Origin of the sequence: Pseudomonas sp. (genome assembly GCF_050739995.1) — a bacterium.
Taxonomy (GTDB): domain Bacteria; phylum Pseudomonadota; class Gammaproteobacteria; order Pseudomonadales; family Pseudomonadaceae; genus Aquipseudomonas.
Genome location: NZ_JBOICG010000737.1, coordinates 1 through 11309, shown reverse-complemented (window position 1 = coordinate 11309; position 11309 = coordinate 1). Strand labels below are relative to the sequence as shown.

Annotated in this window: 11 protein-coding genes; all 11 read left to right on the top strand. The window is 63.1% G+C overall.

Translation table 11 applies throughout. The features are described 5' to 3' along the window. Positions 1–1054 (top strand): sensor histidine kinase (locus tag ACRESD_RS24970; protein WP_431753345.1); only part of this gene is annotated, 1054 nt, incomplete at its 5' end. Between the two features lie 300 nt (positions 1055–1354). Then, positions 1355–2371 (top strand): iron ABC transporter substrate-binding protein, encoded by a 1017-nt coding sequence (locus ACRESD_RS24965; RefSeq protein ID WP_431753344.1) that lies wholly within the window; start codon positions 1355–1357, stop codon positions 2369–2371. Positions 2372–2398: 27 nt separating this feature from the next. After that, on the top strand, positions 2399–3964 hold the full coding sequence (locus tag ACRESD_RS24960) for an ABC transporter permease (protein ID WP_431753346.1): 1566 nt from the start codon (positions 2399–2401) through the stop codon (positions 3962–3964). Then, positions 3961–5028: an ABC transporter ATP-binding protein gene (locus ACRESD_RS24955; RefSeq protein ID WP_431753343.1), complete on the top strand. Its 1068-nt coding sequence runs from the start codon at positions 3961–3963 to the stop codon at positions 5026–5028. Before ACRESD_RS24960 ends, ACRESD_RS24955 begins: the two co-directional genes overlap by 4 nt. A 59-nt stretch (positions 5029–5087) precedes the next feature. After that, positions 5088–5852, top strand: a complete 765-nt coding sequence (locus ACRESD_RS24950) for a COG4705 family protein (RefSeq protein ID WP_431753342.1) — start codon at positions 5088–5090, stop codon at positions 5850–5852. A gap of 23 nt (positions 5853–5875) precedes the next feature. Then, positions 5876–6304 (top strand): hypothetical protein, encoded by a 429-nt coding sequence (locus ACRESD_RS24945; RefSeq protein ID WP_431753341.1) that lies wholly within the window; start codon positions 5876–5878, stop codon positions 6302–6304. Between the two features lie 72 nt (positions 6305–6376). After that, a complete protein-coding gene (locus tag ACRESD_RS24940; protein ID WP_431753340.1) occupies positions 6377–7042 on the top strand; it encodes a response regulator transcription factor in 666 nt (221 codons plus the stop codon). Further along, complete coding sequence (locus ACRESD_RS24935) at positions 7018–8364, top strand: ATP-binding protein (protein ID WP_431753339.1); 1347 nt, start codon at positions 7018–7020, stop codon at positions 8362–8364. Before ACRESD_RS24940 ends, ACRESD_RS24935 begins: the two co-directional genes overlap by 25 nt. An 89-nt stretch (positions 8365–8453) precedes the next feature. Then, positions 8454–9401, top strand: a complete 948-nt coding sequence (locus tag ACRESD_RS24930) for an ornithine cyclodeaminase family protein (protein WP_431753338.1) — start codon at positions 8454–8456, stop codon at positions 9399–9401. A 21-nt stretch (positions 9402–9422) separates the two neighbouring features. Next, the gene (locus ACRESD_RS24925; RefSeq protein ID WP_431753337.1) at positions 9423–10556 is read left to right on the top strand and encodes an NAD(P)/FAD-dependent oxidoreductase; all 1134 of its coding nucleotides are present in this window, start codon (positions 9423–9425) and stop codon (positions 10554–10556) included. Further along, complete coding sequence (locus ACRESD_RS24920; protein WP_431753336.1) at positions 10556–11182, top strand: helix-turn-helix transcriptional regulator; 627 nt, start codon at positions 10556–10558, stop codon at positions 11180–11182. The genes ACRESD_RS24925 and ACRESD_RS24920 overlap by 1 nt, the downstream gene beginning before the upstream one ends. Positions 11183–11309 lie beyond the last annotated feature (127 nt).

Here is an 11309-nt window from a genome sequence, read left to right as displayed (position 1 = left end):
GGTGTACACAGCCTTGGACAAACCCCAGGAATTTCGCTGGCTGCGGGCCAACGGTCATCACCGGCCGATACGGTTTATCGTGCACCGGCTGGACGACGGCAAGCTGCTGCTGGTGGCCCAGGATGTGCACGACATCCGCGAATTCGACGAACTGCTGATCAACGCGCTGATCTCCGGCGGCCTGCTGTTGCTGCTGGTCGGCCTGGTGGGCGCGGTGGGGCTGGGTTTTCTGGCGCACCGGCGCCTGGACAAGGTCAACCGTTCGATCAAGGGCATCATCGAAGGCGACCTGAGCGGCCGCCTGCCGGTGCGCGGCAACAACGACGACATCGACCGCCTGGCCCTGGTGGTCAACGGCATGCTCGATGAACTGGAGCGCTTGATGAGTGAAGTCAAAGGCGTGTGCGACGACATCGCCCACGACCTGCGCACCCCGCTTACCCGCTTGATCGCCGGCCTTGAGCGCGCCCAACGCCGCGACATGGCCTCCACCGATTACGCCGCCAGCGTCGATGCCGCGCTGAGCGAAGCCAAGGGTTTGCTGTTGACGTTCAAGGCGTTGCTGCGCATCTCCGAAATCGAAAACAGCGCGCGCCGTAGCCACTTTGCCCCGATAGACCTCAACCTGATCGCTGCCGATGCCGCCGAACTTTACGAACCGCTGGCGGAAGAGCGTGGCACGACGCTCACCGTCGACAACAGCCAAGCCCCGGCGATCATCGCGGGTGACGCGCAGTTGCTGTTCGATGCGCTGTGCAACCTGCTGGACAACGCCATCAAGTTCTCACCGGACCATAGCCAGGTGCGGCTGAGCGTGATTGCCGATGCGTCCGGTGTCGGCATTCACGTCACGGACAACGGTCCCGGCATTCCCGAAGCCGAACGCCAGGCGGTGCTACGTCGCTTGTACCGCGCCGAAGCGAGCCGGCATACGCCAGGCAATGGGTTGGGGTTGAGCATGGTAGCGGCAGTGGCACGGTTGCATGACCTGCAACTGACAGTCAGCGATGCAGGGCCTGGATGCCGGGTGGAATTGGTGACCAGCAAGGCGTAATCATCTCCAAGGGCATAGGTGATCCAATGTGGGAGGGGGCTTGCCCCCGATAGCGGTAGGTCAGCTAAGTAGATGTCAGCTGATACTCCGTCATCGGGGGCAAGCCCCCTCCCACAGTTAATATGCGTTGTTTTCAAGATCGTCGGCCGACGGTATTTATCACGTTTTTTTGACGTTTTTTTCTCATTCCCAGCTCTACATTCGCCGCGTTTCAACATGCAAATGATTCCTATTGGTCTAGTCTCAATCGACCTCTCGCGGATTTCCCGTGCAGCCATAAAAACCCGGAGCGCTCACCGCATGACCACCCGTCTTCCTTCGTTTGTCAAAAAAGCCCTGCTCGCCACTGCCCTGGTCAGCGCCGGCCATGTGTATGCCGCCAGCGAGCCGGTCGGTATCGTGGTGTACAACGCCCAGCACGAAAGCCTCACCAAGGCGTGGGTTGAAGGGTTCACCCAGGAAACCGGTATCCCGGTGACCATCCGCAATGGCGACGACACCGAGATGGGCAACCAGCTCGTGCAGGAAGGTGCCGCTTCCCCAGCTGACGTGTTCCTCACCGAAAACTCCCCGGCCATGGTGCTGGTAGACAACGCGGGTTTATTCGCACCGGTCGCGCCCACCACGCTGGAACAGGTTGATGACGCCTACCGCCCAGCCCATGGCAAGTGGGTCGGCATTGCCGCACGCTCCACGGTGTTTGTGTACAACCCAAGCAAATTGAAAGAAGGCGACCTGCCCAAGTCGCTGATGGACCTCGCCTCGCCAAGCTGGAAAGGCCGCTGGGCCGCCTCGCCGGCCGGTGCCGACTTCCAGGCCATCGTCGCCGCCGTGCTGGAGCTGAAGGGCGAAGCTGCCACCCTTGACTGGCTCAAGGCAATGAAAGCCAACGCGAGCATCTACCGTGGCAACAGCGCGGTGCTCAAAGCGGTCAACGCGGGCCAGGTCGACAGTGGCGTGATCTATCACTATTACAGCTTCGTCGATCAGTCCAAGACCGGCGAGAACAGCAAGAACACCCAACTGCACTACTTCAAGCACCAGGACCCGGGTGCGTTTGTGAGCATTTCCGGTGGCGGTGTATTGGCCTCCAGCAAACATAAAGAACAGGCCCAGGCCTTCTTGAAGTGGATCACCGGCAAAGACGGTCAGGCCATCCTCAAGGACGGCAATTCGTTCGAATACGCGGTGGGCCAGAACGCCCAGTCCAATCCCAAGCTGACCCCGCTGGCGCAACTGGATGCACCGAAGGTCGACGCGTCCAAGCTCAACAGCAAAAAAGCCGTTGAGTTGATGACCCAGGCCGGACTGCTCTGATTGCTGCCTGAACCCTCCCTACCCGGCATCGCCCACGCGTCGCCCCGCAAACGCCCCCACGGTTTATTCAAGAGCCGTGGGGGCACGTGGGTCACCAGTTTGTCGGTACTGGTTTCACTGCTGGCGCTGTTGCCGATCGCGTTTGTGATCGGCGTATCCTGGCAAATCGGCTGGGCCCAGATCGAGGCGCTGGTGTGGCGCCCGCGCGTCGGCGAGCTGTTGCTCAACACTGTGCTGCTGGTGGTGTTCACCTTACCGTTGTGCATCGCGCTGGGCACTGCGCTGGCGTGGCTGACCGAACGCAGTAACCTGCCTGGGCGTCGCGCCTGGTCGTTGTTGGCGGTAGCACCGCTGGCGGTGCCGGCGTTTGTGCACAGTTACGCCTGGGTCAGCCTAGTGCCGTCGATTCACGGTTTGCCGGCTGGTGTGCTGGTGTCGGTGATTGCCTATTTCCCCTTTCTGTACCTGCCGGTGGCGGCGACATTGCGCCGGCTTGATCCTGCCATCGAAGACGTGGCCGAGTCCCTGGGTCTCAAGCCCTGGGCGGTGTTCTGGCGAGTGGTGCTGCCGCAACTGCGCCTGGCGATCTGCGGCGGTGCGTTGCTGGTGGGCCTTCACTTGCTGGCCGAATATGGCCTGTACGCGATGATCCGCTTCGACACCTTCACCACGGCGATCTTCGATCAATTCAAATCCACCTTTAACGGCCCCGCCGCCAATATGCTCGCGGCCGTGTTGGCGCTGTGCTGCCTGGCGATGCTCACGGCCGAAGCCTCGGCACGTGGCCATGCGCGTTATGCGCGGGTGGGTTCCGGCAGCGCCCGGGAACAGCGCACCGTCACGCTGGGCAAGGGCACCACCCTGCTCGCCCTGAGCGTGCAAATCGCAACCTGCGCGCTGGCCTTGGGCGTCCCCCTGGTTACCTTGGGCAAATGGCTGATCGCCGGTGGCAGCGAGGTCTGGCAGCTCGGCGAACTGTTGCCGGCACTGGAACAAACCGTGCTGCTGGGGATTGCCGGGGCGGTGTTGACCACCTGCGCGGCGGTGCCGATTGCGTGGCTGTCGATCCGCGCGCCGGGGCGTTTGCAGCGCGTGCTGGAAGGCTGCAACTACATCACCAGTTCGCTACCGGGCATCGTCGTCGCGCTGGCCTTGGTCACGGTGACCATCCATTTCGCCCGGCCCATCTACCAAACCACCCTCACCGTGCTGCTCGCGTACTTGCTGATGTTCCTGCCCCGGGCGCTGGTGAGCCTGCGCGCCGGTATCGCCCAGGCACCGGTAGAGCTGGAAAACATGGCACGCAGCCTCGGCCGTTCGCCGGGCCGCGCGTTGTGGCTGATCACTATGCGTCTGGCCGCCCCTGCCGCCGCTGCGGGAGCGGCCCTGGTGTTCCTGGCGATCACCAATGAACTGACGGCCACCTTGCTGTTGGCGCCCAATGGCACGCGCACCTTGGCCACCGGCTTCTGGGCGATGACCAGCGAGATCGACTACGCCGCTGCAGCGCCCTATGCCTTGATCATGATCCTGCTTTCACTGCCGTTGACCGGCCTTCTCTATCACCAATCCAAACGCACGGCAGGCCGATGAACGCCCTCGAACTCCACGCCCTCTGCAAGACCTTCGGCACCCAACGCGCCCTGGCAGACGTCAGCCTGTCGGTGCCCACGGGCAGCCGCACGGTGATCGTCGGACCGTCCGGCTCGGGCAAGACCACCTTGCTACGGATGATCGCCGGCTTTGAATTCCCCGACACCGGCAGCCTGACCCTCAACGGCCAGGTGCTGGTGGACGCCAGCCACGCCGTGCCCGCGCACCAGCGCCAGATCGGTTATGTGCCGCAGGATGGCGCGCTGTTCCCGCACATGACCGTGGCCGACAACATCGGCTTCGGCCTCGCAACCAAAGGTGAGGCCCGCGACAACCGTATAGCCGAGCTGATGGACAGCGTGGCCCTGGACGCCAACATGGCCCGGCGCTGGCCCCATGAGTTGTCTGGCGGCCAGCAACAACGGGTGGCGTTGGCCCGCGCATTGGCGCAACAGCCACGCCTGATGCTGCTGGATGAACCGTTCTCCGCACTGGATACCGGCTTGCGCTCGGCCATGCGCAAGATGGTCGCGCGGCTGCTCAGCGACGCGGGCATCACCACCATTCTGGTGACCCACGATCAAAGTGAGGCGCTGTCGTTCGCCGATCAGTTGGCGGTGATGCGCCAGGGTCGGCTGGTGCAGTCGGGCCACCCGATGGACCTGTATCAATACCCGATCGATGAGCAAACCGCGTTGTTTCTCGGTGAAGCCGTGGTGCTGCCCGCCCGGGTCGAGGCCGGTTGGGCCCACTGCGGCCTGGGGCGCGTGCCCGTCGACAGCCAGCGCCACCACGACGCCACGCGAATCATGCTGCGCCCGGAGCAACTGCAACTGAGCGTCACCGAGGGTGATGGTTGCCGTGGGGTGGTGACCGAACGCGAATTCGGCGGCAATACCTGCACGCTGACGGTGGTGCTGCAAGCCCATGAGGGCGAGCCGGGCCAGGCGATCCTGGTGCGCAGTTCGGGCTTGCAGGCGCCGCCCACCGGCAGCGTGGTGCACCTCACCACGGTTGGCCTGGCGCATATTCTGAAAAAAGACGTCGCCCTCAGTCTCAGCTAAGTTTCGGGGCTTACCTTCTCCCCTGCGCCAACCACCGCGCAGTCAAGGAGAACCACCCCATGAATGCCACAGCAGCCCGCTGGCTGAACAAAGTACCCGAGGTGACGCTGTCATTCTGGGTGATCAAGATCTTGTCCACCACCGTGGGCGAAACCGGCGCGGACTACCTCGCCGTCAATGCCGGTTTCGGCGCCGGCTGGACCAGCATCGGCATGGCCGCGCTGCTGGCGGTGGCGTTGTTCTGCCAAATGCGCACCAAGGCCTACACGCCGTGGATCTACTGGCTGACCGTGGTGCTGGTGAGCATCGTCGGCACCCAGATCACCGATATCCTCACCGACAAACTCGACGTGAGCCTGTACGCCAGCACGGCGATTTTCTCTGTGCTGCTTGCACTCAATTTCATAGTTTGGTTCCGCACGGAACGCAGCCTGTCGATCCGCGACATCGTGACCCCACGGCGCGAGTGGTTCTACTGGACCACGGTGCTGTGCACCTTTGCCCTGGGCACCGCCGCCGGTGACCTGGCCACCGAAGCGCTGGGCCTGGGCTTCACCCTCGGCGCGGTGATCTTCGCCGGTTTGATCGCAATGGCCTTGGTGGCCTGGCGCCTGGGCGTCAACAGCGTGCTGACCTTCTGGATCGCCTACATCCTCACCCGACCGTTCGGCGCCTCGCTAGGCGACCTGCTCACCCAAGCCAAGACCTACGGCGGCCTGGGCATGGGCGCTAGCTGGACCAGCGCGCTGTTCCTCTGCGTCATCGTGCTGCTGGTGGCCGTCGCGCAAATCAGCGTCGGCAACCGCAAAGCCATCACTCAATAATCACTGACACCAAGGAAATCCTCATGCGCATCGCTCAAAACCTGATTCGCCGTGCCGCCATTGCCTCGGCCATCTTCATGCTGACCATTGCCACCGGCTGTTCGAAACCGGCCGACAAGCCCAAGGACGCCACCAACGCCAGCCCGACCAGCAGCCAGGCCCATGCGTCGAAGCTGGGTGACCTGGCCGAATTCCGCAGCATCGCGGTGGACGTTTCCGCGCTGGTCGCCAAGAACGACCTGGCCGGCGCCAAGGCCCGTATCAAAGACCTGGAAACCAGCTGGGACGCCGCCGAAGCCGGCATCAAGCCACGGGCCGCGAACGACTGGCATGTGTTGGACAAAGCCATCGACCGCGCCCTCTCGTCCTTGCGTGACGGCAACCCGAACCAGGCCGATTGCACGTCCTCGATGGATGACCTGCTCAAGACCTTCGATTTGATGAAAGGCTGACGTTGGCCGGCACAGGTGCTTCAATACACACGCGGCGATCTTTTCGCCGCGTTTTTTTGTGTGGAGAGAGACATGCGGATACTGCTGGTCGAGGACGACCCCATGATTGGCGATGCCATCCAGCGCGCGCTCAGCGATGCGAGCTACGCCGCCGACTGGGTCAAGAATGGCCTCACGGCGCTGGCCGCCCTCGACACCCATCCCTACGACCTGGTGCTGCTGGACCTCGGCCTGCCCGGCAAGGACGGCCTGCAAGTGCTGGAGACCATTCGCGGGCGCAACAACCCGGTGCCGCTGCTGATCATCACCGCCCGCGACAGCCTCGATGACCGCCTGCGCGGGCTTGACGGCGGCGCCGACGACTATCTGCTCAAGCCTTTCGACATGCCCGAACTGCTGGCTCGCATGCGCGCCGTGCTGCGCCGTAAAGGGGGCAGCGCCTCTTCCTCGCTGAGCAACGGCGTGGTCTCGCTGGACCTGCTCTCCAAAGAAGCCAGCACCGAAGAACAGCCTGGCGTGGCACTCTCCAGCCGCGAGTTCGCGTTGCTGCAAGCCTTGTTGATCCGCCCGGGGGCGATCCTGTCGCGCAGCGAATTGGAAGACCGCCTGTATGGCTGGGGCAATGAGGTGGAAAGCAACGCCATCGAGTTCTTGATTCACGCCTTGCGGCGCAAGTTGGGCACTCATGTGATCAAGAACGTCAGGGGCATGGGATGGATGGTTTCAAAAAGCGTTTGAGTGAATCGGTACAACTGCGGCTGTCGGTGACCTTGTCCCTGGCAATTTTGTTGGTGGCGCTGGTGGCCAGTGTGTTTGCCTTCGTCTCCGCCTTTGAAGAAACCCACGAACAACAGGACGACACCCTGCGCCAGGTCGCCATGTTGTTCGACCGCCAGCAGATGAGTTTGAACTACCCGCAAGGCCCGGCCATCGAGGGTGATGACGAGGAGTCCCGGGTGATCATCCAGTACCTGGGCGACAGCCAGCATGCAACCGGCACCACCGATGAGGTGTTGCCCCTGCCCTTTCCCACCACGCTCGCCGATGGTTTGTCCACGGTGGAAGTGGCCGGCGAAGCCTTCCGGGTGCTGGTGCACACCACGTCCAAGGGCCAGCGCATTGCCGTGGCCCAGGAACAGGATGCCCGCGACAAGGACGCCCGCGAGAGCGCGTGGCGCAGTTTGCTGCCGTTCCTGATTCTGTTCCCGGTGCTGTTGCTGGTGGTGGGCGACCTGGTGCGCAAGCTGTTCCGCCCGATTGGTACGTTGGCAGCCGAGATCGACCAGCGGGCCGAGCAGGAACTGCACCCGATTGATGAACAGCATCTACCCACCGAAGTGCGCCCGTTCGTGGTGGCGATCAACCGTTTGCTGGCCCGCGTCGCACAGTCCATGGACAGCCAACGGCGCTTTGTGGCCGATGCCGCCCATGAACTGCGCTCGCCCATGACGGCCCTGTCACTGCAAGCCGACCGACTGGCCGCCACCGACATGTCGCCAATGACCCGCGAACGTTTCCTGCCGCTGTCCCGGGGCATCGAGCGTGGTCGCAAGCTGATCGACCAACTGCTGAGTTTGGCGGCGGCGCAATCGGCGGCGGATCGGGCACCCACCCAACTATCAGTGCATGCCGTGTATCGGCAAGTGTTGGAGGACCTGCTGCCATTGGCCGACGCCAAGCAGATCGACATCGGTGTCGACAGTGCCGTGGATGTGCCAGTGCTGTTCAACTCGATGGACCTGTTCACCCTGGTGAAGAACCTGGTGGATAACGCCATCCGCTATACCCCGCCGGGCGGTCGAATCGACCTGTCGGTGGTGGCGATGCCTGACGCGGTCCAGTTGCAAATCAAGGATTCGGGGCCGGGTATCAGCCTGGAGGAACAGGCGCGGGTGTTCGACCCGTTCTATCGCAGCCTGGGCACCGACGAGGCGGGCTCCGGGCTGGGTTTGTCGATCGTCAAGGCGATTGCCGAACGCACCGGCGCACGGGTGCAGTTGGGGTTTACCGATGAGGTAGAGCAGCGTGGGTTGTGTGTCACGGTGTGGTTGGTGAGGTAACACACGCCCGTAGCTTTTTTTCGTGCGGATATTGCTCGATAGAACTAAAAGTCCATAATGGACAAATTAGTTTATATGCGGAGATAGCCATGTCCAGCACGCCTCAAGTGATCAATCAGGCCCAGGCCCGTGAATTGCTCGCGCACATCGATGTGCCTCACATCCTGCACAAGCTGTTCCGCGACCTGGCTGCCGGGCAAGCGGTGCAGCCTGCGCAACAGCTGGTGGAGTTCCCGCACGGAGCGGGTGACTTCATCAACTACTTGGGCGTACTGGCCGCTGACGAGGTGTACGGCGTCAAGACTTCGCCATACATCGTGCGCGAACAAGGGCCCTTGGTGACGGCCTGGACCCTGCTGATGTCGATGCACACCGGCCAGCCACTGTTGCTGTGCGATGCGGCTGAACTGACCACCGCCCGCACCGCCGCCACGACGGCATTGGCGGTGGATGCCCTGGCACCTGCCGCCGCGCGGCGCCTGGCGATCATCGGCAGCGGCAAGGTCGCCCAGGCACACCTGCGCTACGTGCAGAACCTGCGGGACTGGCAGACCATCCGCCTGTATTCGCCAAGCCTTGGCAATGCCGGCGTTGAAACCCACGCCCAACTCAAGGCGCTGGACCCGCGCCTGGTTATCGCCCAATCCTGCGAGGCGGCCCTGCAAGACGCTGACGTCATCATGCTGTGCACCTCGTCGGCCGGCCCGGTGATCGACCCGTCACGCCTGGACAAACCGGCGCTGATTACCTCCATCAGCACCAACGCCCCCCGTGCTCACGAAGTACCGCCCCATTGCCTCAACGCCATGCACGTGTTCTGCGACTATCGTCAGACCACGCCGAACGCGGCCGGCGAAATGCTGATGGCCGCCGAGCAGCACGGTTGGGATAAACGCGCCGTGGTGGGCGACCTGCCCGAGTTGCTCAGTGACATGGCACAGCGCCCGGACTACGACCGCCACGTATTTTTCCGCTCCGTCGGGCTGGGCCTGGAAGACGTGGCACTGGCCAACGCGCTTTACCAGATCCAGCGCTGAATCCCTTTCAAGGAGATGTTCATGAGCCATGCAGACTTCATCATCATCGGCGGCGGCATTGCCGGTGCGTCCACGGGTTTCTGGCTGTCGCAGCACGGCAAAGTGCTGGTGCTGGAGCGGGAAAGCCACCCGGGCTATCACTCCACCGGGCGTTCGGCGGCGCTCTATACCGCAGCCTATGGCACGTCGCAGGTCCGTGCGCTGACCCTGGCCAGCCGTGAATTCTTCGACAACCCGCCAGCGGGTTTCTGCGAGCACCCGTTGCTCACGCCACGGGGCGAACTGACCGTCGACTTCAACAACGACCCTGCCGAACTGAACGCCCAATACCTCAGCGCCAAAGCCACGGTGCCGCAAATCGAACAGCTGAGTGCCGACGAGGCCTGCGCGCGCTTGCCCATCCTGCGCCGTGACAAAGTCCACGGTGCCATCTACGACCCGACCGCCAGCGACATCGATACCGACGCCCTGCACCAAGGCTATTTGCGTGGCATCCGTCGCAACCAGGGCGAAGTCCGTACCGACAGCCACGTATTGGGCCTGAGCCGCGATGCCGATGGCCTGTGGCAGGTGCGCACCGAGGGCGCGACCTTCACCGCGCCGATTATCATCAACGCTGCCGGGGCCTGGGCCGATCATATCGGCGGGCTGGCGGGCGCTGCGTCCATCGGCCTGCAACCCAAGCGCCGTTCGGCGTTTATCTTCGCCGGGCCCGAGGGCGTCGACAGCCATACCTGGCCGATGCTGGTGGCCCTGGACGAAGCGTTCTACATCAAGCCCGATGCCGGCATGTTCCTTGGCTCACCGGCCAACGCCGACCCGGTGGAACCCCAGGATGTGCAACCGGAAGAATTGGACATCGCCATGGGGATCTACCAGATCGAAGAAGCCACCACCCTGAGCATCCGCCGCCCGACCCGAACCTGGGCCGGCCTGCGCAGTTTTGTACACGATGGTGATTTGCTGTCGGGCTTTGATGCCCAGGTGCCCGGGCTGTTCTGGGTAGCGGCGCAAGGCGGCTATGGTATCCAGACCTCGCCCGCCATGGGCCAGGCCAGCGCCGCCCTGGTACGCGGCGCGCCACTGCCCGAGACGCTGACGCGATTCGGCTTGGACGCTGGTATGCTCTCCCCCGTCCGCCTGGAGCCCCATTGATGAACACCGCTGAACACGACAAGGTCATGCAGAACTTCCGTGCGATTGCCGACGCAATCGCCACGCTGTTCTTTCCCCACGCGGAAGTGGTGCTGCATGACTTGCGCACGCAGACCGTCGACTACATCGCCAACAACCTGTCGAAGCGCGCCATCGGCGACGACTCATCGCTGGAAGACATGCTCAGCGATGACGTCAGCGACGTGAATATCGGCCCCTACGAAAAGCTCAATTGGGACGGCCAGAAGATTCGCAGCCTGAGCACTGTGCTACACGACCATAAAGGCCGTCGCCTCGCGGTACTGTGCATCAACCTGAATATTTCACTGTTCGAAAACGCCAAGGCAGCGCTGGACCTGTTCCTGTCGCCGAGCAAGCTGATCCCCCAGCCAGACTCGCTGTTTCGCGATGACTGGCAGGAACGCATCAACACGTTCCTGCACGCCTGGATGCGCGAGCGCCAACTGAGCCTGAACCTGCTGACCCGTGACCACAAACGCGAACTGGTGCTGGCCCTGCACGCCGAAGGCGCGTTCAAAGGCAAGAGCGCCTCGAACTATGTGGCCAATGTGCTGGGCATGGGTCGGGCGACAGTCTACAAGCACCTCAAAGAATTGAAGGGCTGACGGGCCCCACAAATAACTGTGGGAGCTGTCGAGCCCTAGCGAGGCTGCGATAAGATCACCTCGGTCCACCTGTTACACCGCAGCGCCTGCATCGCAGCCTCGCTAAGGCTCGACAGCTCCCACATCG